This window comes from Paraburkholderia lebeckiae, assembly GCF_050436325.1.
Taxonomy (GTDB): Bacteria; Pseudomonadota; Gammaproteobacteria; order Burkholderiales; family Burkholderiaceae; genus Paraburkholderia; species Paraburkholderia tuberum.
The window spans coordinates 2,365,463-2,391,678 of record NZ_JBNDLZ010000002.1; the positions used below are offsets into that span (position 1 = coordinate 2,365,463).

At 62.7% G+C, this 26,216-nt stretch carries 24 protein-coding genes and 1 pseudogene; 13 read left to right on the forward strand and 12 right to left on the reverse strand.

Going from position 1 to position 26,216, the window contains the following annotated elements; genetic code table 11:
* Window positions 1-260 precede the first annotated feature (260 nt).
* The 5 genes from OKW44_RS14080 to OKW44_RS14100 all read left to right on the forward strand — a co-directional run bounded on the left by OKW44_RS14080 (window position 261) and on the right by OKW44_RS14100 (window position 5,581).
* On the forward strand, window positions 261-2,210 hold the full coding sequence (locus OKW44_RS14080) for a putative bifunctional diguanylate cyclase/phosphodiesterase (RefSeq protein ID WP_018423765.1): 1,950 nt from the start codon (window positions 261-263) through the stop codon (window positions 2,208-2,210).
* 29 nt (window positions 2,211-2,239) lie between these two features.
* Window positions 2,240-2,662 (forward strand): hypothetical protein, encoded by a 423-nt coding sequence (locus OKW44_RS14085; RefSeq protein WP_018423764.1) that lies wholly within the window; start codon window positions 2,240-2,242, stop codon window positions 2,660-2,662.
* Window positions 2,663-2,777: 115 nt separating this feature from the next.
* Window positions 2,778-3,002 (forward strand): hypothetical protein, encoded by a 225-nt coding sequence (locus OKW44_RS14090; RefSeq protein ID WP_018423763.1) that lies wholly within the window; start codon window positions 2,778-2,780, stop codon window positions 3,000-3,002.
* A 231-nt stretch (window positions 3,003-3,233) separates the two neighbouring features.
* Window positions 3,234-4,937: a purple acid phosphatase family protein gene (locus OKW44_RS14095; protein WP_018423762.1), complete on the forward strand. Its 1,704-nt coding sequence runs from the start codon at window positions 3,234-3,236 to the stop codon at window positions 4,935-4,937.
* 203 nt (window positions 4,938-5,140) lie between these two features.
* On the forward strand, window positions 5,141-5,581 hold the full coding sequence (locus OKW44_RS14100; RefSeq protein WP_018423761.1) for a hypothetical protein: 441 nt from the start codon (window positions 5,141-5,143) through the stop codon (window positions 5,579-5,581).
* Window positions 5,582-5,647: 66 nt separating this feature from the next.
* On the opposite strand, the gene OKW44_RS14105 is transcribed toward OKW44_RS14100, so the two are convergent.
* Window positions 5,648-6,799, reverse strand: coding sequence for a peptidyl-alpha-hydroxyglycine alpha-amidating lyase family protein (locus tag OKW44_RS14105; protein WP_018423760.1), 1,152 nt, complete (start codon window positions 6,797-6,799; stop codon window positions 5,648-5,650).
* Window positions 6,800-7,010: 211 nt separating this feature from the next.
* Between OKW44_RS14105 and OKW44_RS14110 the strand changes: the two genes are divergently transcribed.
* The gene (locus OKW44_RS14110) at window positions 7,011-7,304 is read left to right on the forward strand and encodes a DUF1330 domain-containing protein (RefSeq protein ID WP_018423759.1); all 294 of its coding nucleotides are present in this window, start codon (window positions 7,011-7,013) and stop codon (window positions 7,302-7,304) included.
* A gap of 47 nt (window positions 7,305-7,351) precedes the next feature.
* On the opposite strand, the gene OKW44_RS14115 is transcribed toward OKW44_RS14110, so the two are convergent.
* From OKW44_RS14115 to OKW44_RS14125, 3 genes are all read right to left on the reverse strand, one after another.
* Window positions 7,352-8,203, reverse strand: coding sequence for a carbohydrate ABC transporter permease (locus OKW44_RS14115; protein WP_018423758.1), 852 nt, complete (start codon window positions 8,201-8,203; stop codon window positions 7,352-7,354).
* Window positions 8,200-9,090, reverse strand: a complete 891-nt coding sequence (locus OKW44_RS14120) for a carbohydrate ABC transporter permease (protein ID WP_018423757.1) — start codon at window positions 9,088-9,090, stop codon at window positions 8,200-8,202. Before OKW44_RS14120 ends, OKW44_RS14115 begins: the two co-directional genes overlap by 4 nt.
* A 174-nt stretch (window positions 9,091-9,264) precedes the next feature.
* Window positions 9,265-10,497, reverse strand: coding sequence for an ABC transporter substrate-binding protein (locus tag OKW44_RS14125; protein WP_018423756.1), 1,233 nt, complete (start codon window positions 10,495-10,497; stop codon window positions 9,265-9,267).
* A 318-nt stretch (window positions 10,498-10,815) separates the two neighbouring features.
* Here OKW44_RS14125 and OKW44_RS14130 point away from each other — a divergent pair, with 318 nt between their 5' ends.
* The 5 genes and pseudogenes from OKW44_RS14130 to OKW44_RS14150 all read left to right on the forward strand — a co-directional run.
* Complete coding sequence (locus tag OKW44_RS14130; protein ID WP_026226401.1) at window positions 10,816-11,601, forward strand: SDR family oxidoreductase; 786 nt, start codon at window positions 10,816-10,818, stop codon at window positions 11,599-11,601.
* Window positions 11,602-11,679: 78 nt separating this feature from the next.
* The gene (locus OKW44_RS14135; RefSeq protein WP_018423754.1) at window positions 11,680-12,762 is read left to right on the forward strand and encodes an ABC transporter ATP-binding protein; all 1,083 of its coding nucleotides are present in this window, start codon (window positions 11,680-11,682) and stop codon (window positions 12,760-12,762) included.
* A gap of 94 nt (window positions 12,763-12,856) precedes the next feature.
* Window positions 12,857-13,720 (forward strand): MurR/RpiR family transcriptional regulator, encoded by an 864-nt coding sequence (locus OKW44_RS14140; protein WP_018423753.1) that lies wholly within the window; start codon window positions 12,857-12,859, stop codon window positions 13,718-13,720.
* A gap of 120 nt (window positions 13,721-13,840) precedes the next feature.
* On the forward strand, window positions 13,841-15,034 hold the full coding sequence (locus OKW44_RS14145; protein ID WP_018423752.1) for a YbfB/YjiJ family MFS transporter: 1,194 nt from the start codon (window positions 13,841-13,843) through the stop codon (window positions 15,032-15,034).
* 101 nt (window positions 15,035-15,135) lie between these two features.
* Window positions 15,136-15,336, forward strand: a pseudogene (locus OKW44_RS14150) (type II secretion system F family protein); the annotation flags it as partial.
* Window positions 15,337-15,463: 127 nt separating this feature from the next.
* Here the strand turns inward: OKW44_RS14150 and OKW44_RS14155 are convergent.
* The 4 genes from OKW44_RS14155 to OKW44_RS14170 all read right to left on the reverse strand — a co-directional run bounded on the left by OKW44_RS14155 (window position 15,464) and on the right by OKW44_RS14170 (window position 17,939).
* Window positions 15,464-16,108, reverse strand: coding sequence for a trimeric intracellular cation channel family protein (locus tag OKW44_RS14155; RefSeq protein ID WP_018423750.1), 645 nt, complete (start codon window positions 16,106-16,108; stop codon window positions 15,464-15,466).
* Between the two features lie 166 nt (window positions 16,109-16,274).
* A complete protein-coding gene (locus OKW44_RS14160; protein WP_018423748.1) occupies window positions 16,275-16,730 on the reverse strand; it encodes a MarR family winged helix-turn-helix transcriptional regulator in 456 nt (151 codons plus the stop codon).
* Window positions 16,731-16,827: 97 nt separating this feature from the next.
* Window positions 16,828-17,355: a GNAT family N-acetyltransferase gene (locus OKW44_RS14165; protein ID WP_018423747.1), complete on the reverse strand. Its 528-nt coding sequence runs from the start codon at window positions 17,353-17,355 to the stop codon at window positions 16,828-16,830.
* Entirely contained in the window at window positions 17,352-17,939 is a 588-nt protein-coding gene (locus OKW44_RS14170; protein ID WP_018423746.1) for a helix-turn-helix domain-containing protein, read from the reverse strand. Before OKW44_RS14170 ends, OKW44_RS14165 begins: the two co-directional genes overlap by 4 nt.
* 398 nt (window positions 17,940-18,337) lie before the next feature.
* Here OKW44_RS14170 and OKW44_RS14175 point away from each other — a divergent pair, with 398 nt between their 5' ends.
* Window positions 18,338-20,554 carry a beta-glucosidase family protein gene (locus OKW44_RS14175; protein ID WP_018423745.1) on the forward strand — a complete coding sequence of 739 codons (2,217 nt, stop codon included), beginning with the start codon at window positions 18,338-18,340 and terminating at the stop codon, window positions 20,552-20,554.
* Window positions 20,555-20,614: 60 nt separating this feature from the next.
* On the opposite strand, the gene OKW44_RS14180 is transcribed toward OKW44_RS14175, so the two are convergent.
* Window positions 20,615-21,937 carry a metal-dependent hydrolase family protein gene (locus OKW44_RS14180; protein ID WP_026226399.1) on the reverse strand — a complete coding sequence of 441 codons (1,323 nt, stop codon included), beginning with the start codon at window positions 21,935-21,937 and terminating at the stop codon, window positions 20,615-20,617.
* A 652-nt stretch (window positions 21,938-22,589) separates the two neighbouring features.
* Here OKW44_RS14180 and OKW44_RS14185 point away from each other — a divergent pair.
* Window positions 22,590-23,456 (forward strand): MipA/OmpV family protein, encoded by an 867-nt coding sequence (locus tag OKW44_RS14185; RefSeq protein ID WP_018423743.1) that lies wholly within the window; start codon window positions 22,590-22,592, stop codon window positions 23,454-23,456.
* A gap of 84 nt (window positions 23,457-23,540) precedes the next feature.
* Here OKW44_RS14185 and OKW44_RS14190 read toward each other — a convergent pair whose 3' ends face one another.
* From OKW44_RS14190 to OKW44_RS14200, 3 genes are all read right to left on the reverse strand, one after another.
* Complete coding sequence (locus OKW44_RS14190) at window positions 23,541-24,080, reverse strand: thioredoxin family protein (RefSeq protein WP_018423742.1); 540 nt, start codon at window positions 24,078-24,080, stop codon at window positions 23,541-23,543.
* A 1-nt stretch (window position 24,081) separates the two neighbouring features.
* Complete coding sequence (locus OKW44_RS14195; RefSeq protein WP_018423741.1) at window positions 24,082-24,798, reverse strand: cytochrome c biogenesis CcdA family protein; 717 nt, start codon at window positions 24,796-24,798, stop codon at window positions 24,082-24,084.
* A 179-nt stretch (window positions 24,799-24,977) separates the two neighbouring features.
* On the reverse strand, window positions 24,978-25,949 hold the full coding sequence (locus OKW44_RS14200) for a LysR family transcriptional regulator (RefSeq protein ID WP_018423740.1): 972 nt from the start codon (window positions 25,947-25,949) through the stop codon (window positions 24,978-24,980).
* Window positions 25,950-26,216: the final 267 nt, after the last annotated feature.

Genomic DNA, 26,216 nt, shown 5'->3' on the forward strand with positions numbered 1-26,216 from the left:
CCTCTTTTTTATTGCCGTTCCGCAACTTCGGAATCGCGCTATACCGGGCGGCCCGTTGCGCTGCAACAACATGCAATCCGAACGCTCGTACTCCGTCGAGCAAGTCGGGATTCGCTCTCATGCAGTGCTTTTGATCCACGGGTGCTGGTCATTTCACGCCATTGCATGCATTAATCTGATACCTTATGTTTATGTAATCGCTGCACGAGCCGTCCATTCGCATGCCGATTCGGACCCACCCACCGTCGAATGCGCAGGTCATGGCTTTTACCGAACCAAGATCTCCATTTTTCAAGTGGGTCGTATCCTCGGCCCAGAACCTCAGTCCGGACAACCGGCAGATTCTGCTTGCCAACCTGTTCACGCGAACCGCATCGATCGTTTTCGCATCGATTTGCGAAATCAGCGTTTGCGCAACCGCGTATTATCTTTATCCGATTCCTCTATATGCCGCGTGGGGCATTGCGGTCGTCGCATTGCTGATCGCGCGGCTCACGCTGATCTGGCTATGCCGCATGCGGGCCGCCGAAGGGCTGGCCACGCCGACTTCCGCGTTTATTTTCGTGAGTCTGTTATGGAGCGCGTTATTCGGGTTTGGCACATTCCTGTGCAATATCAGCGGAAGTCCCACGCTTTTTCTGCTTGGAAACGTTTGCGCGGTCGGTGTGATCGGCGGATTGGCCGGACGCAATGCGGGCACGCCGCGGCTTGCGTTATTGCAGATCGTTTTTATTCTCAGCTTTCTGAGTGTCGGCGCGGCGATGTCGCCGGGCAATGGCAAGCTCGTGCTGCTATTTCAGGCTCCGTTTTGCGCGGCCGGCTTCTTCACGGTCGCGCTGCGCAGTAATCGCGACACCGTTGCGTTGCTGCTCGCGCGGGAAAACAGTCATCGCCTCGCGCGCCAGGATAGCCTGACCGGTTTGCCGAATCGCGCGCATATCAGCGAGTTGCTGATCGAACGCACCGGCGAGAGTTCGACGCGGCAGGGCGAGGCGTTCGCGGTGCTGCTGATCGACCTCGACGGCTTCAAGGCGATCAACGACAGTCTCGGTCATGCCGCCGGCGACCAGATTCTGCAGGAAGCGGCCTCCCGTTTGCGCGATCTGCTGCCGAGCGGCGACCAGGTTGGCCGCCTGGCGGGCGACGAGTTCGTCGCGATTTCGGACGACGCCGGGCAGCTTCGCGACGTGCGCGTGCTGGCCGATCGCATCGTCAGAACGCTGGCGCGGCCGTTCGTGTTGAGCGAAGCGCTCGTGCATATCGGCGCGAGCGTCGGCATCGCGCTCTATCCCGAACATGCGCAAACGGGTCCGCAATTGCTGATCTGCGCGGACCGCGCGTTGTACGGCGTCAAGCGCAGCGGCAAAAGCGCGTTCGCAATTTTCGATGCCGAGAAACACGCATCCGACGAAAGCCTGAGCCTGCTGCGCAGCGACCTCGAAGGCGCGCTGAAGTCGTTCAATGGTTTGCGCATGGAGTATCAGCCGATCATCGATCTGAATACCGGCGCGGTAGCGGGCCGCGAGGCGCTGATTCGCTGGGCCCATCCGACGCGCGGCGAGTTGTCGCCGTCCGCGTTCATTCTGACCGCCGAGCGCACCGGCCTGATCCTCTCGTTGGGTGAATGGGTGCTGCTGCAATCGTGCATGGCGGCGTCGACGTGGCGCGACAAGGTGATCGTCGCGGTCAATGTATCGCCGGTGCAGTTGCGCGAGGAATCGTTCGCATCGACGGTGACGGCAATACTTCGGAAAACGAGGCTGCCGCCGACGCGGCTTAATCTCGAGGTCACGGAAACGGCACTGCTGAACGACGACGAAGTGACTCGCCGCAATATCACCCGGTTGCGCGCATTGGGTATCGGGCTGGCGCTCGACGACTTCGGCACCGGCTTTTCGACGATGTCCACGCTCGTGCGCTTCTCGTTCGACAAGCTGAAGATCGACAGTTCGTTCGTCCGCGAGTCCGTGCATGGGCGCGAATCGGCGGCCGTGGTGCGCGGCATCGTCGCGCTGGCGCGCGAGATCGGCATGCCGACCACGGCCGAGGGCATCGAAACCCAGGAGCAGCTCAATTTTGTGCGCGTATGCGGTTGCACCCATGCGCAGGGTTATCTGCTCGGCAAGCCGATGTGCAACGAAGAAATCGAGCAGTGCGAAGCGGTGCTCGACGCGCGTGTCGCCGACAAGGCCGCGCCTGCGGACTTTTGATATCCGTTACCGATGCGATCGAGGTCTTGATGTCGTCTCCCTTGCAATTTCAACTGCGAATCACCGCGTCGCTGGAACTCGCCAACTCGCTGCGCGCTGACCCTTCGTGCGCCGCGCATCCAGCGCTACGTGCCATTTTGCAGACGCATCACGCAACGCTCAAATGCCAGTTCGATGCATTCGCGGACTACGTGAGCGAAGCGGAGAGAATGGGCATCGAGAACTACCCGCTCTATCAATGGACACGGCAAACCATCGAGAACCCGGAGAAGAAGGCGAAGTACCTGCAGTCGTTCACGCTCTATGTGAATGGCGACGAAGTGTATGACAAGGACGTCGCCGATGCCCTCGAGGCCGGCTTGTCGAAGCTGATCGACGCGAACGGTATTGTTCGCGTGTCACGGTACGACACGAATCCCGCGAACAATCCGCAGCCGCCCGCCCGCGCGTGAGGCAGCCGTTTAAATTTCACTCCGAAAGCTTCATCGTTAAGCGATGTAACATTTGACGACATGCCATAAAGTTCGTGAGACGATGCAGCTTCACTTATTTTTGTGGGAGCGCGACATGGGACTTCTGGACGAAGTGGGCAAGATTGCCGGTGCGGTTGCCGCCGTTGAAGCAGCGGAGAAAGTCGATCCCGAAGCGGGTCTGCTGACCAAAGGCTTGGCCGCTATCGCCGGTTTCGAAGGCGCTGGAAAGCTGGAAGCGCTGGTGGAAAAGAAAGAAGAAGAGAAGCAGGACGACGCCAACCACGCTCAAGCCGCGGACGATACAAGCTCCCAGACCTGAACGGACGTCAAGCGGATTGCCGGTTGCATGCGCGCGATCGAATCACGCGATGCACCGGCAATTTGTTTTTATAGACCTTTCGATATCGAACCCTCCTTCCGCTATTCGCCCGATGTTTCATCGGGCTGTCATCGCCGTCCGGCTACGATCGTCCGTCACTTTCCGTCCGCGCTCGCCTCGCGGGGCGTTGTTTTGCGCTGGCATTCTTCCACCTGAACAACCATACCGGACATGTCGAACAGAATACTCGTCAAGACAACGCCTGCCGATGAGCACGGCGCATCGATCGTCTCGCGTCGCGGCTTTCTGAAGTTCGCCGGCGCATCGGGTCTCGCGACGGCAGCGGGCGCGCTCGCATCGACCGCGCGCGGCGCCAATAGCGGCACACCCGATGGCACGCCCGAACAGATCCATCTGACCTGGGGCGGCGACCCGACGAGCGAAATTACCGTGTCGTGGTCGTCGCTCGCGCCCGCGGTCAATCCGCAGGTGCGCATAAGCGGCGCCAATAACGGGGACCACGCGAAACATACGGTGCACGCGGTGCAAAGCACTTACACCGATGGCATCAACGGCGAGGTGGTATTCAACTATCACGCACGCGTGCGCGAATTGAAGGCCGACACGAGCTATCAGTACGAAGTGACGGCCGATAACGACGGCAACGCAGCGCAACCCTTCACCGCGAGTTTTCGTACCGCGCCGCGTGGCCGCGCGCCGTTTCGCTGGACGAGCTACGGCGATCTCGCGACGCCGAATACGAAATGGGTGCTGTCGTCGCCGCAAAGCCGCTTCGCGGTGGCGGCCGTCGAGCGCTTTCAGCCGTTGTTCCATCTGCTGAACGGGGACCTCTGCTATGCGAATCTGAATCCGACGCAGCAGCCCGAGGTGTGGCGCGACTTCGGTAACAACGCGCAGACGTCGGCGTCGAATCGGCCGTGGATGCCGTGTCCCGGCAATCACGAGCTCGAATTCAACAACGGCGAGCAGGGCCTTGCGTCGTATCTGTCGCGCTACGTGCTGCCCGATAATCACACGCGTTTTCCGGGCCGCTGGTACAGCTTCCGCGTCGGCTCGGTGCTGTTCATTTCGCTCGATGCGGACGACGTCGTCTATCAGGATGCCGCCGCTTTCGTCGCCGGGCCCGCGCCGCTGACGCCGGTCGCGAGCACCGGCAATCCGCCGATTCCGGCGGGCACGTCGCTGTACGTGCGCGGCTATAGCAATGGCGAGCAGACGCGCTGGCTCGAAAAAGTGCTGCAGCATGCGTCGCACGATAACGACGTGGACTGGATCATCGTGCAGATGCATCAGGACGCGCTCAGCTCGTCGAAGACCGGCAACGGTTCCGACAAGGGCATTCGCGAAGCGTGGCTGCCGCTGTTCGATCGCTATGGTGTGGACCTCGTGCTGTGCGGTCACGATCACGACTACGAGCGCAGCTATCCGTTGCGCGGTTGCAATCACAACAAGGGCACCGACATGGCGACGGGGCACCCGGTCGATACGTTGCAGCCCAAGCCGATCATGTCGGCGGTATCGGCGGGTGCATCGACGTTCGATACGAGCCACGGCACGATCCACCTGATTCTCGGCGGCGGCGGCACGAGCGCGCCGCTCGACGTGTATGGCGTCGATACCGGCACAGGCCTGCCGCAGGCGCGCATCTTTACGAAGCCGAATCGCCCGATGCCCTCGACGACGGCGGGCACGTTCGTGCGCGCGAGCGCCGACGCGGTCGAAGACGCAATCTGGTCCGCCCAACGCGACACCGGCACCGGCTACGGCATCGCTGTGTTCGACTACGATCCGGGGCAGCCCGGCGGCGACACCACGATCACGATGAACTACTACCATGCGCCGGGCGCGGATCAGACGCCGACACCGGAATATGATCTGTTCGAGACGATCGAATTGAAGAAGCGGCGCGGGTAGAAGGATAGATTTGATTCACCGATCGGCATTCAATTTCCAGGGGCCGCTCATCTCGAGCGGCCCCTGGTTTTTCACGGTCACCGCAAAAAACAATGCCCCATTCATTTTGTTACACGTCTTACCGCCACGGACTGTGGTGGTTACAAAGGCCTTTCGAAAGCCCCGCTATACTCGGCGCCGTCTCACTAAAACAAAGACCCGATATGTCCAAGAAGATCATCCAGATGGTTGCCGTGGCTGCATTGAGCGCCGCGGCGTCGTTGCCGGCACTCGCCGGTGATATGAACAACATGCTCGGCGGCGCGCTCGGTGGCGTGGCCGGCGCGGCAGTCGGCGGCGCGGTGGGCGGCAGCACCGGCGCGGTGATCGGCGGCGCAGTGGGCGGCGGGGCGGGCGGCGCGGTCACGTCGAATCGTCGCGAACGCACCGGCGCGATCATTGGCGGCGCACTCGGTGGCGGGGCGGGCACCGCGGCCGGCAACGCGATGGGCGGCCGCACCGGCGGCCTGGTTGGCGCGGCGCTCGGCGGCGGCGCGGGTTCGGCGCTCGGCGGCAACGTCTCGCGCTCGAACTCATATGTCAACGACTACTCGCGCGGCTACCAATCGGGCAAGCACCATCACAAGCATCGTCGTTACGACTGAGACGGCTTGACATCGATAGGGCCGGTCCGCGTCCGCATCACAGACGAATGCGGCGGCCCTCGTCCATCACGCATGCAAAACCAGTTTCTGAATACGCCAGTTCAGCAACTCGGCAACGACTAATACGTTTTCCGAAGGACACGCCATCTCGTGAATCCAGCCGAACTGTTTCGGCTGTTTGCCCGCTTTGCCAAGCACACCGAGCACTTTGCCGTCGAGCGTCATCTTGTAGATGCGGCCCGGAAAGGCGTCGGCACTATAGAGCACCTGATTCGGTCCCGGCGAGATGCAGATCGCCCAAGGCGAGCCCGGCGCGAACGTGCCCGCGGCGAGGTCCGCTTCGCTCGGCATGTTGCCGATCGCGGGGCGCGCGTCCGGCGGCACCGGTACGTCGATCGTGAACTGGCGCAGGAACGTGCCCTCGGTATCGAACACCTGGATGCGCCGGTTGCTGCGATCGGCCACATAAACGTGGTCGTGCGCATCGACCGCGATGCTATGCGGCGTATGGAACTGCCCCGGTCCCGTGCCGCGATCGCCCCATGACTTCAGCCAGTTGCCGTCGCGATCGACCTTCGCGACGCGCGAGTCGATGTATCCGTCGCTGATATAGGTGTTGCCCGCCTTGTCCCACGCGACGTCGGTCACCTGGCGAAAGCGTCCGGGTTCGGACGGCAGCGGCGGATTCGGATGCTTGAGCGGCGCGGTCTCTTCGTCCGATGCTTCCTGCTTGCGGCCGAACACCATCGCGACGCGTCCTTCCGGCGTGAACTTGATCACCATGTCCGAGCCCTTGTCGGTGACCCAGATGTTGTCGTGCCGGTCCACTTTCACAGTGTGCGCGAACGACCACGCGTACAGGTTGTGGCCGATCTCGCGCACGAAGCGTCCATCGGGCGCGAACTCGAGCAGTTGCGCGGCGGCCGCGCCATATGCGGGGCCGGTGGTGTTGCCGCGCGACAGCACGAAGATGTGACCATGCGAATTGAGCGCGACGCCCGAGCATTCGCCGAAGTACCTGTCGTTCGGCAAACGTACGGGGTTGGCAATCGAGTCGTAAGCAATCGTGGGCACGGCGGGTGTGTCCGCGGCGAACGCCGGCGGCATGGCCAGTCCGGCGGCGCTACCCGCAAGCAGGCTCATGAAAGTCCGGCGGCTCATCGCCCGGTGGTCGGGACCGCCGCAGCATGCGCAAAACGACTCGTAACGCTCGCTCATTCGTTGTCTCCTTTGGACCATCGCTTGAAGTGTGCAAAGGCAAGCCTAGTGCACAAAACGTTTAATGGCTAAATCGTTTTGGCGATGCTGAAAGAGATAGTTGCGCGGTACCGCTCGGCGTCGCGAGCCAGCCCGCTTTGCTACTATGTAAGACCGCGACCGCTTAGGTCCGCTTTAGTCCCGCGTTGGTCCATCACACAAGGAGATTTGAATGAGCAAAGGTTATTGGGTGTCGTCGTACCGCAAGACGAACGATCCGCAGAAACTGGCCGCATACGCGCAACTGGCCCCGGCCGCCGTGGCGGCGGCGGGCGGCAAGTTCCTCGTACGAGGTGTGGCGGACGAGGCGCGCGAGCAGGGCCTTAAGGAGCGCACCGTCGTGATCGAGTTCCCGACGTACGAGGCGGCCGTCGCCGCTTACGAAAGCGAGGAATACAAGAAGGCGCTGGCCGCATTGGGCGATGGCGTCGAACGCGATCTGCGCATCGTGCGCGGCACCGACTGACGCGCGACCCGCAAGCGAACACTGCGCGGCACGCGCCGCGCATTCACTCACTTCACCGCGCCGAGCGCGAGCCCCTTCACCATATATCGCTGCAACCACGCAAACACGATCGAAACCGGCAACGTCGCGCACAAGGTCGCGGCCATCACCAGATGCCATTCGACCACGTACTTGCCCGCGACCATATCGGTCACCTGCACGGTCAGCGTCTTGTTTTCCGGCGAGCGGATCAGCGTATAGACGACCGCGAACTCGTTCCACGCATTGATGAACGTGAAGATGGCGGTCACGACGATCGCCGGCACCGCGAGCGGCAGAAACACCTTGAACACCGCGCGCGTGCGGCTGCAGCCTTCGAGCCACGCGGATTCCTCGAGATCCTGCGGCACGGTCTGAAAGTACGACGACAGCATCCACACCGCGAACGCGATATTGAACGCCGCGTACGACACGATCACGCCGATCCTCGAATCGACGAGGTTGCCGTCGCCCCATGGAATCATCGCCGCGAGCCGGAATAGGCCGACCACCAGCAGGATCGGCGACAGCATCTGCGTGACGAGCAGGAACTGCCGATACAGGCCGCGTCCGCGAAATGGGAAGCGCGCGAGCGCGTAAGCGGCGGGCAGGCTCACCGCGAGTGCGAGCGCGGTGGACAGGAAACTGATGATCGTGCTGTTGCGCAGCGCGACGCCGAAGTTGGCCGCGTCCCACATGTCGATGAAATTGCGCCACTGCCACTGCACCGGCAGCCAGCGCGCAGGATAGACGAAGATCTCCGAGGCCGGTTTGACCGCGGTGAAAAACATCACCGCGAACGGAAACAGTATGACGATCACGAGCGGCGACAGGGCGATCCAGCACCACAGCGAGCGTTTCGTCTTCGCGCTCAGACTCATGATGGCACTCCTTCTTTCGCGCGTTGCAGACGTAGATAAGCGATCGAGAACACGAACAGCATCACGAGCATGATCAGCGAAACAGCGGCCGCTTCGCCGGGTCGTCCGAGCCGGAAGCCGAGTTCGTACAGGTAAGTGACGAGGATGTGCGTGCTGTTGTCGGGGCCGCCTTGCGTCATCACCCAGATGATCGGAAACGAGTTGAACACGTAGATCACGTTCAGCAGGATCGCCATGTTGATGAACGGGCGCAGCAGCGGCATCGTCAATTGACGGAACTGCTGCCAGGCGCTCGCGCCGTCGATACGCGCGGCTTCGTAGATATCGCTTGGGACCGAAGACAGGCCGCCAAGAAAAATCGTCACCGTGAACGGAATCGACACCAGAATGCCGACCGCGATTTCGACGGGGAACGCGAACTCGGGCGTCGCGAGCCAGTGAATCGGCCCGCCGATCAGGCCGAGCCGCTGCAGCGTGACATTGACCATGCCGTAGTCGTCGTTGAAGGCCCAGCGCCAGACGACGGCGGTCATCGTCAAAGAGACGGACCACGGCAGCATCACGATCGTGCGCGCCACGCCGCGACCGTGAAAGTCCTGATTCAGAATCAGCGCGACAGGTACCGAGATCAGCACCGTGCCGCCCACCACGCACACGGTCCAGATGATCGTGCGGCGTACCGAAGCGAGAAACACCGGGTCCTGAAACACGTTGATGAAGTTCTGCGCGCCGGTGAAGTCGCGGATCGCGCCGAAGCGCGATACCTCATGCAGCGATTGCCACACGATGTTGAAAATCGGATAGCTGATGATGAACAGCGCGAGCACGAGGCTCGGCGCAATCAGCAACCAGGGCGCCTGCGCGCGCGAAGAAACGGAACGGCTCATGCGTGCTCGATCGTAAGACGCGCCCGCTCTCTGGCGGCGGGCACGACGGAATGGGCCGGAGGGTGCATCGTGCTGCATAGGCTCGAATGTGGGAGTGGCGCGGCGCAACGCGCGGCGCTTTAGCTACGGCGCCGCGCGTCCCCTGCTCGTCTCGTTACTGTCAAAAGCCGCGTATCAGTGACCGAGCGACTTGTTCGCCTGCGCAGCGGCCGCATTCAACGCTTCCGCCGGTTGCGCCTTGTTCAGGTAGATCGCCTGCATCGCGTCGGTCACGGCCTTCGCGGTGTCTTCCCAGCCGGACACGGTCGGCGCGAAGTGAGCCGTGGGCAGCAGTGCGATGAATGCCTTGATGTCCGGATCGTTGAACGCCGGGTCAGCCGCTTCGGCCTTCGTGGTCGGCAGGAAGCCTTCGGTCGTCGTGAACTCGACGCGCGGTTCCTTCGTGAACAGATAGTCGAGGAACTTCCACGCGGTCTTCTTCGCCTTCGAGTTCTTGAACATCACGATCGAGTCGGTGACCGCGTAGGTGGCGTGTGTCGTGCCCATCGGTACCGGGTCGATACCGTACTTCAGGTTCGGTGCTTCCTTCTTGATCTGCTTGGCGAGGAACGGCGCGGAGATCACCATCGCGACGCGGCCCTGCTTGAACAGGTTCTGCACGTCTTCGCGGCTATAGCCGGTGACGCCCGGTTGCGTGAGTCCCTGGTCGATCATCTGCTTGTACATCGTCGCGGCCTTCACGCCCGCCGGCGAATTGAACGCGGCCTTGCCGTCCTTGCCGACCACGTCGCCGCCCATCGTCCACAGCGCGTAGTAATAGTAGACGTCGGTTTCGATTTCCTTGCCTTGCAGACCGAAGCCGGCGATGCCTTGCGCTTTCAGCTTCTTCGATGCATCGATCACTTCATTCCAGGTCTTCGGGCCGTCGGGGTAGCCGACCTTCGCGAGCAGATCCTTGTTGTAGTAGAGCGCGCGCGCGGAAGCGGCGATCGGCAGGCCGTAGGTCTTGCCGTTGATCTGGCCAGGCGCGAGGAAAGGACCGATGAAGCGTGCCTTGAAGTTCGCGTCCATATAGCCGTCGAGCGGCTCGGCGACGTCGTCCTTCACGAAGTCGAGGAGCCAGCGCGTGCCGACGATCGCGAGGTCCGCGTTGGCGCCGCCGGAGATGTCCGTTTGCAGCTTCTGTTGCAGCGTGTCCCAGTTCACGTCTTCGATCTTGATGGTCGTGCCGGGATTGGCCTTCTCGAAGTTGCGGGCCATTTTCTCGAAGTACGGCGCGGTCGCGTCGCTGTAGTGAGCGACCGTCACGCGGACCGTGTCGGCGTGGGCCGAGACGGCGATACCTGCAAACGCGAGCGCCACGGCGACTTTGCCTAGCGCGAGGGAAGCACGGGCATGCAACGACATTTTTCTCTCTCCTGGGGGTGGTTTGCTGCCGTTGCCGGCCGCCTGGGGTAAATTGTTTGAAAAAATCCTACATGACGCAAAATAGCTTGTCACGTAGGGTCTTCGATATTTTTTCGCGGGCTGTTTTGTGCATAAGATGCTGTAAAGCATGGGGTATTCTGCACTGCGCGACGGATGCGAAACCCACTCTTCGGGACGGCCGGCAGTCGTCGCGGGTTGGATATGTAGGAAATTTACAGCGTTGCACGTAGCGCGAGCCGGGTGGCGGACGGCGCCGGCAAGACGGCCGAAACGGCCAGGCCAACGAGCGAGGAACACATGGATCGTGTCGTATTGGTAACGGGCGCATGCGGCGGTATTGGCAGCGTGTTATGCGAGCGCTTCGTCGAGGCGGGTGACACCGTGCTCGCGCTCGATATCGACGCGCCCGCGCTGCAATCGTTGAGCGCGCGACTCGGCGCGCGCCGGGGTTCGGACAAGGTCGTGCCGGTCGCGGTCGACCTCGGCGACGCCGCTGCGGTGCAGCACGCGGTGGCCGCGGCGGTCGCGCAGCGTGGACCGGTCGACGTGCTGGTCGCGAACGCGGGCGCGGCGCTCGGCGCGTCGCTCGCGACCACCGACGCCGCCAGCTGGCAGCGCGACATCCATCTGAATCTGAATGGCACGTATCACACGGTGGAGGCGGTGCGCGCGTCGATGATCGAACGGCGGCGCGGCGCGCTCGTGCTGATCGGCTCGGTGAACGGTCTCGCCGCGCTCGGTCATCCGGCATATAGCGCCGCGAAGGCCGGCCTGATCAGCTATACGAAGGCGCTCGCGGTCGAGCTGGGCCGCTTTGGCATTCGCGCGAACATCGTGTGTCCGGGCACTGTGAAGACGCAGGCGTGGCAGGCGCGTGTCGACAAGAATCCTCAGGTGTTCGAGGAACTGAAGAAGTGGTACCCGTTGCGCGACTTCGCGACGCCCGACGACATCGCCGATGCGGTGCTGTTCCTCGCATCGCCGCAAGCGCGCGTGATCACCGGCGTCGCGTTGCCGGTCGACGGCGGCTTGATGGCGGGCAACCGCCTGATGGCGCAGGAGCTGACGCTCGAGTCGTTCTGAGCCGCGCGCGGCGCGTGCACTACGACACCGGCAATACAACATCGGCAATACAACACACAGCAAGACAATGAGGACAGCATGGCAGCAGTGCAACTGAGCGGCATCTTCAAACGCTATGGCGACACCCAGGTCGTGCACGGCATCGATCTCGACATCGACGACGGCGAGTTCGTCGTGCTGGTTGGTCCGTCGGGCTGCGGCAAGAGCACGCTGATGCGGATGGTGGCCGGACTCGAGGAAATCAGCGGCGGCGAGCTGATGATCGGCGGCACGCGCGCGAATACGCTCGCGCCGCAGCAGCGCAACATCTCGATGGTGTTCCAGAGCTACGCGCTGTATCCGCATCTGTCGGTGTATGAAAACATCGCGTTCGGTCCGAGAATCCGCAAGGAATCCTCGGAGAAATTCAAGCCGCGCATCGATGCGGCCGCGAAGATGCTGAACCTCAGTGGCTATCTGGACCGCTTGCCGCGCGCACTGTCGGGCGGTCAGCGGCAACGCGTGGCGATGGGCCGCGCGGTGGTGCGCGAGCCGTCGCTGTTCCTGTTCGACGAACCGCTGTCGAATCTCGACGCAAAGCTGCGCGTGCAGATGCGCACCGAAATCAAGGCGCTGCATCAGCGCTTGAAGAACACCGTGATCTACGTCACCCACGATCAGATCGAAGCGATGACGATGGCCGATCGCATCGTCGTGATGAACGCGGGACGTATCGAGCAGATCGGCCGTCCGCTCGAACTCTATGACCGGCCGGCGAATCTGTTCGTCGCGAGCTTCCTCGGCTCGCCGTCGATGAATTTCGCCGAGGGCGTGATCGTCAATCGCACGCAGGGTGCGGGCCTCGCGTTGAAGCTTGCGGACGGCAGCGAGGTCGCGCTCGAACGCACGCCTGCGTCGGCCGTGGTCGGTGCGAAGGCCACGCTCGGCGTGCGGCCCGAGCACGTCGAGATCACGACGCAGATACCGGATGCCGCGCTCGACGTCGAAGTGATCGAGCCAACTGGCGCCGAAACGCACTTGTACGGGAAAATTGGCGGCGCTTCGTGGTGCGTGACCACGCGCGAGCGCTCGAAGATCGAGCCCGGTCAGCGTGTCGCGCTGCGTCTGCCGGCCGAACACATCCATCTGTTCGATACGGAGAGTGGACGCAGGCTGGTCTGAACCGCGTGCGGCTTGAACTTCGATCAGGCCGATTGAAGCCGAAGAAGCTGCGAGCGACGCGGATCCATATGAAACAGCCCCTAAGGAACACCGGGTGTCCGCACCGAACTTGATTCCCCACATCCGCAACGCACTCGCGAGTCTGCGGCCCGCCGAGCGCAAGGTCGCCGACATGGTGCTCGCCGACGTCGACTTCGCGATGCGCGCGAGCATCACCGAACTCGCGCAGCGCGCCGAAGTGTCCGAGCCTTCCGTCACGCGTTTTTGCCGGGCGATCGGTGCGCACGGTCTGCGCGACTTCAAGATGCAGCTCGCGCAGAGCGTCGCGGGCGGGCTGCCGTATGCATCGACCGCGGTCGCGCGCGACGACGACGTGCAGACCTTGATGGACAAGGTCGGCGAAGCGGCGATCGACGGCATCACGCATGCGCGCGGCGCGCTCGATCCTGCCGTGGTCGAAAGCGCGATCGCGGCGCTTTCGAGCGCCCGACGCGTGTTTTTCTTCGGCGTGGGCTCAGGCTCGGGGCTCGTCGCGCAGGACGCGGCGCTGCGTTTTTTGCGCATCGACATCGCGGCGGCCGCGTTTACCGATGGACATTTGCAGCGTCTATACGCCGGTCTGATGGAGCCGGGCGACGTCGCGTTTGCAATCTCGCATTCGGGGCGCAGCGTCGAAGTGAATGAAAGCATCCAGATCGCGAAGGAGCGCGGCGCGACAACGATCGCGCTGACCAACGTCGGCTCGCGACTCGCATGGCTCGTCGATATTCCGCTGCTGCTGCGCGTGGCGAGCCCGATCGATCCGAACACGCCAGGCGTGTCGCGGCTCGTGCATCTGTGCATCATGGATGCGCTCGCGATCGGCGTCGCGCTGAAGGCCGGGCCCGAGACGCTGGAAAAGATGCGCCACGCGAAGGCGCGGCTCGTGCCGCATGCGCCGGAAGGGGCGGGCGGGTAAGGCGCGCACATTCCGCGACTTTCGTCGTCGCTCCAGGTAGAATCGGCTCACAGCGTTTCCGTTCACGTCCGTCCGCCCATGTCCTCCCGTTCCGCCGACACCGCATCGCACGCCCCATCAATGACCACCGCCGAACGTGTGCCGACCCTGCTGCTGGCCGCTGCGCTATCGCTCGGCAGCGCGACAGCGCTCGGCTTCGCGCGCTTCGCGTACGCGCTGCTGTTGCCGTCGATGAAACTCGACCTCGGCTGGAGCTTTGCGCAGGCCGGCGCGATGAACACCGCCAACGCGCTCGGCTATCTGCTCGGCGCGCTCGTGTTTCCGCGCCTCGCGCGCCGCTGGTCGGCCGGCGCGCTGTTCGCGGCCGGTTGCGTGCTGACCGCGCTGCTGATGGCCGGCAGCGGCCTCACCGCCAGCACGCATGCGCTGCTGACGCTGCGCGTGATCACCGGTGCGAGCAGCGCGGCGATCTTCATCGGCGGCGGCGTGCTTGCGGCGCGGCTCGCGTCGGCGCGACCGCGCGACGCGGGGCTCGTGCTCGGTCTGTATTACGGCGGTACGGGTTGGGGGATCGTCGCGTCGTCGGTGCTGGTGCCGGTGACGATCCTTGATGCCGCCCACGGCTGGCAATTCGCGTGGTTCGCGCTCGCGGCGGCCTGCGCGCTGTTCGCCGCGGTCGCGATCGGCGCGTCGCGCAGGATCGAGCGCGCGCACACGAGCGCGGCGGCTGCGGCGCATGCAACCGGCGCCACCCCCGCCCCGGGCTGGCCGCACTTCGCGGCCGCGCTCGCGGGCTACGGACTATTCGGCATCGGCTATATCGGCTACATGACGTTCATCGTGGCGCTGCTGCGCAACGCCGGCATGAGCGCGGCGGTCGTCACCGTTTTCTATCTACTGCTCGGCGCGGCGACCGTGGTATCGGCGCGGATCTGGTCGACGCTGCTCGATCGCATGCGCGGGGGCCAGGCGCTCGCCCTGCTCAACGCGCTGCTGGCGATCGCGACGCTGCTGCCCGCGCTCTTCACGCAGCCGTGGGTCGCGTTCGTTTCGGGCGCGCTGTTCGGCGCGACGTTCCTGTCGGCGGTCGCTTCGACGACCGCGTTCGTGCGCCACAATCTGCCCGCGAGCCACTGGGCGAAGGGCATCAGCGCCTTCACGATCGTGTTCGCGTTCGGGCAGATCGTCGGGCCGGTCGTGATCGGCTGGGTGTCGGATGGCGCCGGGCTCGCGCGCGGGCTCGTGTATTCGGCGCTGCTGCTGGCGGCCGGCGCGGTACTCGCGGCGTGTCAGAAGGCGTTGCGCGCGACGTGAGTCGCCTTGTGCATGCTTCGTATTCAGCGATAGGTCCAGCACCGATGCGCGACGAACGTGAGCGGCGGCACCTCGCACACGACTAGCGCGATGCCGAGCGCGGGTGGCCCGCCCGCAAGCTGTCCGATACGCTGCGCACGCGCCGCCGGATGCGCGCCGAGGAGCGGGCCGCGAAGATCGCGCTGAAATTGCTGTTTCCGTTGATGTTCTGCATTTTTCCGGCGCTGCTCGTCGTGCTGATGGGGCCCGCGATGATTCATATCTATCGCGATCTGCTGCCGGGCATGGCGGGCGGCACATGACCACGCACTTCGTCGCGAGCGGATCGACATGTGGAATGAACGGAGAGAGCCGGTGGAACGCACGAGACAACGTGGCGGGGCAGCGGTGCTGATTCCGCAAACCGCGAGCTGAAGCGCGCAGGACCTGTTATGGATTGTCGCGGGTCTCGGCCGTGCGTCTGCCCTGGAAGACCGGCAGCCGCCAGCCGTAGCGCAGCGACGCGAGCCGCACCAACACGCAAGCCAACGTCGCGAACCATGGCGTCCACCAGTCCGTCCAGCCCGCGTACGAAAAACCGACCTGCACCGCCGCGCCGAACAGCGCGGCCGACGCATAGATTTCGCGCTCGAGAATCGCGGGTACGCGCGAGAGCACGACGTCGCGCATCACTCCGCCGCCCACCGCGCTGACGACGCCGAGCAGAATCGCGAGTTCGGCATTGTGGCCGTACGTGAGCGCTTTCTGCGCACCCGACACCGCGAACAGACCGAGCCCGATCGCGTCGAAGAACAGCACCGGCTGACGCAGCCGGCGCACTTGCGGATACGCGAGAATCGTCACCGCCGACGCGGTGAGCGCGGTGGCCAGATAGCGCCAGTTCGACAGCCCGGCCGGTGGGATCGCGCCGATGCACACGTCGCGCACGATGCCGCCGCCGCACGCGACCATGAAGGCGATCACGACGATGCCGAACAGGTCGAGCCGTCGTTGACGCGCGGCGACCGCGCCGCTGATCGCGAACACGAAGGTGCCGATCAGATCGAGAATGGTATAGACGGCGTGTGAATTCACTGAATGGTTTCAACCTGGTCGGCGACGATGCCTGCGGTGCGCAGCGCCTGCATCGACAGTTCGGCGTGTGCGTACATGTCTTTGTAGATCGCTTCGATCAGCTTCGACATGGAGGACTCCTTGTTGGCGTGGACGCCAGGGAAGGCGGCGAAATGCGGATCGTCTGTCAGGATCGCGCAGGCGGCGCGCTTGCGGACTCGCTTTCGAGCAGGCTGTGTGAAAGCTTGCCAAGCAGACGTTCGAGCGTTTTGCGTTCGTTCGCGCTGAGCGCCTTCGCGAGCTCGACCTCGAGCTCGGTGCCCACCGCTTCGGACGCCTGCGCGACCTCGAGGCCGTGCGCGGTGGCGCGTAACGCGATGCTACGACGGTCCGACGCATGCATGTTGCGCGTGATCAGGCCGCGGGTTTGAAGCTCGGCGAGGACTTTGGAAAGCAGCGTCTTTTCGATCAGCGCGCGCTGCGAAACGGCCTTGGGCGTGATGTCGGGCTCCGCGCAGACGAGGCGCAGCACGCGCAGCGCACGCACGTCGAGATCCCAGCGCTCGCGATAGACCATGTTCGCGCGATTGATCAGCAACGCGCTGGTCAGATCGAGCCTGAAAGTCAGGAAGTCCGAGTACAAGGATTTGCTCCGATATCGGCCGTCATATGCGGTGCTCGCATTATAGGCAGGTAGTTGAAATTTTCAAACACTTGCGCGGAGCGCACTGCCAGCGCAGTCAAAGCTGTTTGCAATAGAACGTCGTGGCGCAAAATGCGCCGTCGGGCATCAGCGCGTAATTCGGTACGCTGCCGACGCGTTGCCAGCCGGCGCGCTGATAGAGTCGCTCGGCATCGCCACCGGTTACGGTGTCGAGCACGAGAACCGACTTTCTCTCTTCCCGCGCGATGCGATCGAGTTCGCTCATCAGAGCGTGCGCGACGCCGCGCCGGCGTGCTTTTCTGTGCACGAGCATCTTCGCGACGTCGGCGCGATGTGGCTGATTTTCGGGTTGCGCGGTAATCAGCTGCACGGTGCCCACGATATCGCCGCTGCGATCTTCGGCGATCAGCAATACGCGCTCGCCACGCGCGATGCTCTCTACGACGTTGCGCCAGAACGCGAGCGCCGTGTTACGCGAGATCGGCAGCATGAAGCTAACCGATGCTCCGCCTTCCACGCAGTCGATCAGCACGTCGGCGAGCGCTTCGACGCAGGCCGAAGCTTCGTTCGCGCCCACGCGCCGTACGGTCACGTTATCGCTCATCCGTTTCTCCGTTCGTTGACTGCCGATGTGGTCAGCGCGACGAGATACCGCGCGCGTTTGCGAGTGGGGTTACGGAACACGATCGGGCTATCGAGCCGCATCGCCAGGCAGTCGCCGGTCTTGAGCCGCCAGCTGGTGTCGCCGACCGTGATTTCCATCGACCCGTCGAGCATCCACACCTGTTGATGAATGTCCGCGTCGCGCGCGCCGGTTTCGTAACTGACGCGCTGACCGGCGGGAAAATTGACCTCGACCAACTGGATCGCCGAGCGCGCGGTCGGCGACAGATGACGTCGCACATACCCCGAGCTCGGATCGGTCCACACCGCCTGCTCGGTCGCGCGACTGACCGGCGATGGCTCGGCAGCCGGCGCGCCATCCTGCTCGAATAGCGACGCGAGCGGCACGTTCAACGCGGTCGCGAGCTTGTCGAGCACGGTCGCGGTAGGGCTGCTCTGACCGCGCTCGATCAGCGAGATATTCGAGCGGCTGACCGTGCTGCGCTCGGCCAGTGCATCGAGCGACCAATTTTGAGCGTCGCGCAGTTCTTTGATCCGGCGCGCGATCAGGGCGTTGATGTCCATGTAATCCAGTTTAAGGGATGCGGTTTCCAGTAAACTAGACGGCGGCTTTTTTGTTGTCAATGCGCAAATGCCCACTCACCAATTTGAATAAAAACCCGCACCAAATGACGAGTCTTTATTCGCTTTGATTCGATAACTTTCAATTAGCCTGTGTCGGAAAAGCCTTACGCACCATTACGCATAAAATTACACATATTGGTATAAATACTGATGCTGTAGTCAGACTACATTCCTACATTACTCACCACGGAGAGTCGCTACAGCCCATCCAGTTGCGCCGATTCTTCTTTCCACAGGCAAACGTTTGCAGTCATCGCTGCATGCCTGTTTTCGCGTCCGTTTCCCACCCCCCGACGCGCTCCGTTGCCCCAGAAAAGCACAATTTCGGAGAGACACCTATGCAGAAGAAACTATGGCCGGCCGTCGCGATTGCGGCGGCCGTGAGCGCCGCTGCGCACGCGGAAATACCCACTCCCGGTCTCGACTTCGCGCCCATGTCGACGGTGCTGAACGCGTTCGCGTCGGCCGCGGCGCATCGGCGCGCGGAAACGCTCGTCAACAAAATGACGATCGACGAAAAGCTGCAGTTCATTCACTCGCAGTACGCGATGTCCGCCGTGCCGGGCGGCGGCGCGGGCTACATTCAGGGCGTGCCGCGTCTCGGCATTCCCGACCTGAACATGGTCGACTCGGCCACGGGTTCGGGCAGCACCAACCAGCCATCGACGACCTTCCCGGCGACGCTCGCGGTAGCGGCGAGCTGGGACCGCGCGCTGTCGTGGAACTTCGGCAAGCAGATCGCGATCCAGTTGCGTCAGCAGGGCTTCGGCATGGGGCTCGGCGGTGGCACCAACCTCGCGCGTGAGCCACGCGGTGGCCGGCTCTTCGAGTATCTCGGCGAAGATCCGGTGCTTGCCGGCGAGATGCTCGCCGAGCGCACCGACGGCACGCAAAGCCAGAAGGTCATCGCGACGATCAAGCACTACATGGGCAACGAGCAGGAACATAACCGCGGCGGCGGCAACAGCCAGATCGACGAGCGCACGATGCGCGAGCTCTATCTGCTGCCGTTCGAAATCGCCGCACGCCGCGCGCAGCCCGGCAGCGTGATGTGCAGCTACAACGAGGTCAACGGCATCCAAGCCTGCGAGAACCCGCACATTCTCAACGACGTGCTGAAGAATGACTGGCACTTCGAAGGTCAGGTGCAGTCGGACTGGGGCGCGACGCATAGCACGGCACCGGCGATCAATGCGGGTCTCGACGAGGAAGAAGACGTCGGTTCGACCGTCTATCTGACGCCCACGCTGGTCAAACAGGCGATCGCGAACGGCTCGGTGTCGACCGCGCGCCTCGACGACATGGTCGAGCGCAAGCTGTATGTGATGATCCGCACCGGCGTGATGGACGATCCGCCGAAGGGTGGCGCGACCATCGACTTCTCGGCCGCGAGAGCCTTCACGCAGTCGGTCGAAGAGCAGTCGATGGTCTTGCTGAAGAACGCCAGCAATCAGCTGCCGCTCGCCGCTGGTTCGCTGTCGCGTATCGCGGTGATCGGCGGCCATGCCGACGCGGCGGTGCTGACGGGCGGCGGTTCAGGCAACACGCGCGATCCGGTGACGGGCGCGTTCGCCGGTTGCGGCGGCTTGACGTTCGGCACGGAGACGGGCTGCAGCTGGTGGACGAACCCGTGGCTGAAGCTGAATACGCCGATCGTGTCGGCAATCAAGGCGCTCGCGCCGCAGGCCACGGTGACCTTCGCCGGCAACAGCGATCAGCAGTCGCCGTTTGCCGCCTACACGCAGCAGCAGATCACCCAGGCGGCCACGCTGGCGGCCAACTCCGACGTCGCGATCGTCGTGGTCGCGCAGCCGGCCGGTGAGGATATCGGCGATCTGCCGAGCCTGGGCCTCGCGAATCCGACCAACCAGGATGCACTCGTCGAAGCGGTTGCGGCGGCCAATCCGCACACGATCGTCGTCGTCGAAAGCGGCAACCCGGTGCTGATGCCGTGGAAGGATAGGGTGTCGGCGATCATCGAAGCATGGTATCCGGGCGAAGGCGGCGGCAACGCGATTGCGAACGTGCTGTTCGGCAAGGTCAATCCTTCCGGCAAGCTGCCCGTCACGTTCCCGGTGCGCGACCAGGATACGCCGACGTGGGGCACGAATGGCGCGTTTGCGGCGAACCCGGTGTACGCCGAGAAGCTCGATATGGGCTATCGCTGGTACGACTCGCAGAACATCACGCCGATGTTCGAGTTTGGCTATGGCCTGTCATACACGCACTTCGCGTACTCGGGTCTGTCGGTTCAGCATCTGCCGGGCGGCCTGATCGACGTGTCGTTCAACGTGCGTAACGATGGTCGCGTCGCCGGTGCGGAAGTGCCGCAGGTGTACGTCGGCGTGCCGTATCAGGGTGAACCGCCGCGGCGTCTCGTCGGCTGGGACAAGGTGGGTCTTAACCCGGGCGAATCGCGTCGTGTGCACGTTGTCGTGACGCAGCGCATGCAGAGCGTGTGGGATACGACGAGCAACCGTTGGCTCTATGTGCCGGGCAGCTCGGTGTACGTCGGCGCATCGTCGCGCGATATCCGTCTGCAGGGGCACGGCTAAATAGTGTGACGGTGTAGCGAATGCGGGCGCGCCAGGTTGCGCGCCCGCCTGTATTGCTGATTACGCTTTCAGCGTGTTCTTGTAGAACTTTCCATCCTTCATCACGATGCGCAGGTTCTGCTCCGGGTTCGCGATCAGGTCGAGATTCTCGAGCGGATTGCCGTCGACGAGCAGCAGATCGGCGTACGCACCTTCCTCGAGTACGCCGAGCTTGCGCGGGTACGGATTTCGGTGCCCGGACAGCGCGAGTAGTTGGCCATTGGTGCCCGTTGCGATGCTCAATGCTTCGGTTGCGCTATACCACCCCTTCATATGCGTGAGCATCGTGCCTTGCCGTGCGGCCACGGCCTGCGAAAAGATCAGGTCCGTGCCGAACGCGACCTTGATGCCATGCTTGCGCGCGAGTTTGAAAACCCTGTCGGTGCCCGCGATCACTTGAAGAAATTTTTCGCGGATCGGTGGGGCGAGCGGACCCGCGTCGTCTTCGTTGACGAACGGCTGCGTGCTCAACCAGGTGCCGTTCTTCGCCATCAACGCCGCAGTCCTGTCGTCCATCAGATGACCGTGCTCGATGCACTGCACGCCTGCCGCAACGGAGCGCTGAACCGCTTCGGGCGTGTACGCATGCGAGAGAATATAGGTGCCCCAGTCGGCCGCTGTTTCGACGGCCGCGCGCAACTGCCTTTCGGTAAACGTGAGCATGTCGAGCGGGCTGCGCGGCGTCGATACCCCACCGGCTCCGACCAGCTTGATCTGCGTCGCGCCCTGAATGAACTGCTCGCGCACCCGCAAGCGGATTTCGTCTTCGCTGTCGGCGATCGCGAAGCCGCCGTCCCGTTCCAGTTGGGTGACCTGGCTGCCGGTGCGCGGCAGATCGCTCAGCGCACGAAAATCGCCGTGACCGCCGGTGGTCGTGATCATCGCGCCGGACGGATAGATTCGCGGCCCGGAAATCATGCCGCTATCGATTGCCTGCTTCAGCGCGAATGACGGGCCGCCCGCGTCGCGTATCGTTGTGAAGCCGCGCAGTAGTGTACGTTCGGCTTCAGCGCTTGCCGCAAGATGGACGAATGCAATGTCGGATTGAAGGATGACCTGAATCGGCACTGCCGCGAGCAGCGCGTGCCAGTGCATGTCGATCATGCCGGGCATCATCACCTTGCCACCGCAATCGACGAGCGTTTTGCCGTCGATCGAAGCCGGTTGACCCTGACCCAACTGGCTGATGCTGTCACCCTCGACAACCATATGGAGACCGTCACGCAACGTCGACGATTTGCCGTCGAACAAGCGGAAGTTCGTGAACAGCACCGGCTTGGCCGGCGGTGCTGGCGGTTGGGTGGTTTGAGCATTGCCAAGACCGGGCAAAACCAGGCTCAGCATCGAAGCGGCGAGACCGGTGACGAAGCCGCGCCGCGACAGATCGGCACTGATACGGCGGTTGGCATACTGCGCTTGAGACTTGTCACAAAGACATGAAAACGACGGACTGACTGTTTTATCGCCGATGTATTTTCCTGAAGGCATAGCGCACCCGTAACGTAGATCACCGTGCATCGAAAGCCGCCATCTGACTACATTTCACACTTGGCGACGCGAAAGTCAAGCCCGCACAGATTATCGCCTGCGAACGAGGATGGCAAATTCCGCGTCGCTGATACAAGCATTGAAATTGCATCTATTACTCGATTATGCGGTTGCAGCATGTAATTAGAAAAATATGCTTGCGACGGGCAAAAAGAACGGGCTATGCTCACGCCACGTATTCTGTAAATGAATCTCCGAAATAAGGCGCGATTCCCTACCCGCTTGGGAGGAAGAGGCGTGCCAAACAAACGTCCCAATAAAGCGGATGCATCGGCTATTACAAACGTATCTTCTATCATCGCCATTTTCGAGCGAGGCGACCGGTCATTCTTTTAACGCCGATGCAATTAGAAACTCAACTATTTCACAATTTCGCCGCCACTCCATGAATGCCGGGATCGAAAAAATCGCATTCAGTCTTTTTTAATTTTTTCACGGAGAAACAGAAATGATCGATGTGTCAAAGCCGCGTATGCTCAAGGTGTTGGCGGGGGCTGCCTTGTCGCTGTTTGCCGTCACCGCGATGGCCGACGATACGCTCGGTTTGTCGGAAAGCCTGTTCTCCATCGGCGCGCCGGAAGTGACGCAGGCGCCTGGCGCGAGCGCGAGCCCGTGGCGCTTTGCGGTTGGCGCAGGGGTCGTGAACATGCCGAAATTTCCGGGCGCGAGTGGCACGAAATGGGAAGTGCTGCCGTCGGTGAGCGTGAATTACGACCGCTTCTTTATCGGCGCGAATCCAGACGCGGGGTCAGTGCTATCGCTGGGCGCATATCTGTATCGTGATAGTAACTGGCGCGTCGGCGCGGCGGTGACCTACGATTTCATCGAACCGCGCAGCGAGTCCGACGACTCGCGGCTGCACGGACTCGGCGACGTCAAACGCACCGCGCACGCGGAGCTGTTCGGTGTTTATACGTGGGAGTTCGTCACGGCGCGCGCGAGCGTTTTGACCGATATTGCCGGCAACGATCGCGGCACCGTCGCGACTTTCGATCTGTTGGGACGCTATCAACCCATTCCGCAACTGACGCTCAGCGCAGGCCCGGGCCTGACGTGGGGAAGCGACAAGTACAACGAAACCTATTTTGGCGTGAATTCCGGCCAGAGCGCGCGCTCGGGATTGCCGACCTACTCGGCCAGCTCCGGTTTGAACCAGTTGCGCTTCTCAGTCAACGGGGTTTACCGGATCGCGACGCGTTGGAACGTCGGCGCGAGCGTGTCGTTCGCTTGGCTGCGCGGCGACGCGACCGACAGCCCCATCACCGAAAAGACGAGTCAGATTACTTACGGCCTTTTCGCCAACTACCTCTTTTAGTCGTCCGCCAAAAACGAAGGCCCGCTGCACCCGATCGCGTGGGTGCAGCGGGCTTTCCCGTTCTACGAGTCAGCAAACGCTTCGTCAATTCTTCTGCGCGAGCAGCGCCTGAATCCTGGCTTCGGTCTGCGCATAGTCGCCTTCTCCAAAGTGCGTGTAGACGATATGACCTTGCTTGTCGATCAGATAGAACGCGGGCCAGTACTGGTTGTTATAGGCATTCCAGGTCGCGTACTGGTTGTCCTGCGCAACCGGATAGCTGATACCGAGCCGTTTCAGCGCGGTCTTCACATTGCCGGTGTCGCGTTCGAACGGATATTCCGGCGTATGCACGCCGATCACCGTGAGCCCCTGATCCTTGTACTTCTGGTTCCAGCTTTTCACGTAAGGCAGCGTGTTGGCGCAATTGATACAGCTATAGGTCCAGAAGTCGACGAGTACCACTTTGCCGCGCAATTGCTGCAATTTGAGCGGCTCGCTATTGAGCCATTGCGTGATGCCTGTGAGCTCGGGTGCGGGCGAGCCGCTTTCCTGCGGCGCGGCGATGGCGACCGTACTCGTCGCGATCAACGCGCAGGCGGCAAACGCGGTGGACAGTGCGAAGGTTTTCAAGCGGGTAGTCATGTCAAAGTCCTTTGAGTGAGGGGAAAAGACCGGCGAGCCGTGCGTACAGCAGCACGTCGTACTGCAAATAGATGGCGAGGGCGGTCAGCATCACCAGTACGCCGAATACCTGTTGCAGGCGCTCCGCGTGACGTGAGACCACACGGACATGACGCGTCACGTAATGGCCGCCGTAGATGATCGCGAGCATCGGAATCGCCGCGCCGATCGCATACAGCGTGAGCAACAGAGCCGACCAACCGAGATCCTGAGCCTTCACGACGAGCACCAGAATCGACGCGAGCACGGGGCCGGCGCAGGGCGTCCATACCGCGCCGAGCGACATGCCGAGCACGAAGCCGCCCGCGTTGCCGCTGCCGGGTTGCGTACCTGGCGCAATAGCCGCGCCGATGCGGTCGAGCGGCCCTTGCAGTTGCGCGACGAGCCAGTCGTAAGGTCGCGGCCAGATACGCAGAAGCCCGGACAGTGCGAGCAACGCAATGCCGGTATTGCGCAGTACCTGTTGCGCGACGTGCACGGTGCTCGACACCGCGCCCAATAGCAGCGCGAAAGACGCGAAAGTCAGAATGAAGCCGGCGACGATGAACAGTGGCCGCGTGCGGCTCGGTCGTTCGACGGAAGTGCCGAGCAGGATCGGCATCACCGGCAGCACGCAGGGAGAGGCAATCGTCAGCAGCCCGGCGAGCAGGGCGAGCGGAGTTTCGAGAGTACTGTGCATGATGGGCGTTCCGTTGGCTGGGATGGCCGTATTGGAACGCCCGCACGTATCTGGTTTATGTCGGGATCAGGCGCGCTTGCAATGTAGTGTGTCTGCGTATGGCGCGGATACATTGGGACACAAATCGGTTGAGGAACCGATGCGCGCGGGGGGCGAGGCGGCGATAGCCGAACGCTGGCTCAGCGCGCCCTGCGCTTACGCACCGCGGTTCCCGTCGCGGCTGCGACGCTATTTGCGCTGGACGTGGAGAACATCGGCATACGCTCCTCGATCCAGCGCAGCAATTCGAGAGGTCCCGGTGCGAGCGGACGGCCGGTCTTGACGAGCACACGCGCCTGCGCGCCGGAAAACAGCGGATGCGCGATTGGTATCGTCGTCAATTCGCCGCTCGCGATTTCGCGGTAGGCAGCGAATTCGCCGATCAGCGTCATGAAGTTGTCGACCGTGACGAAGCGCTTCAATGCGCTCAGTGAGTTGGTGGTCAGCGTCGCGGGAATCGACACGTTTTCGGCGAGTTCCGTCATCTTGACGACATGACCGATCCCAAAGGTGGGTGGCATCAACGCGAGCGGCCACGCGCGCAGGTCGTCGAGCGTCGCGGGTCGTTTGCGCTTCGCGAGCGGATGGTCGCTTCTTAGCAACAACACGACCGGCTGCGGCGAACTCGCGCGATGCTCGAGACGCGCATGAGGCGGCGGATTGTACGCAAGCCCGATATGCGCACGACTTTCGGCGACTTCTTCCTGGATCGCGTCGACCGCGAGCATATCGAGGCCGATTTCGAGTTCTGGATATTGGACACAGAATGGCGCGAGCACATCGTCGACCAGCGTATCGACGAAGCCTTCACTGACCGCGAGCCGGATCTGCCCTCGCTGCAGGCCTTTCAACGCATGCAATTGATCTTCGAGCTTCTCCTGCTGCGAACGGTAGCCGCGCCAGAATTCGAGCAGATGCGTGGCCGCTTCGGTTGGCCTGACCCCGCGCGCCTGCCGCTCGAACAGCACGGTGCCGAGTTCGTCCTCGAGCAGCTTGATCTGCCGTGTGATCACAGAGGGCGACGTATTGATGCTTTCGGCGGCGCCGCGTATGGTGCCGTGCGTGAGCACCTCGTTGAAGTAGCGAAGGCGTTGCTGGTTGATCTCGCGCATGTGATTTGTCGATTGCAATTAATGCGTTGCCTACAAGGCAACGATATGTGAACTTAGTTGCTCTTGCTGATGAAGGGTTGCGGTGTCACTATCCATCTCAAGCGTCGCGACAGCGGTAAGCCAGTGGCTCAGTCGTCAAGGCATCTCCGGTTTCAGATTCGCTCTACCCGTCTCGTTCGATTCGTTTCAGATTGCCATTGAAGTCCGCTCTGCCTGCACGGCGCTCGCATGCGGCTGTGCGATATCGCGCGCGAGCGGACCCGATCA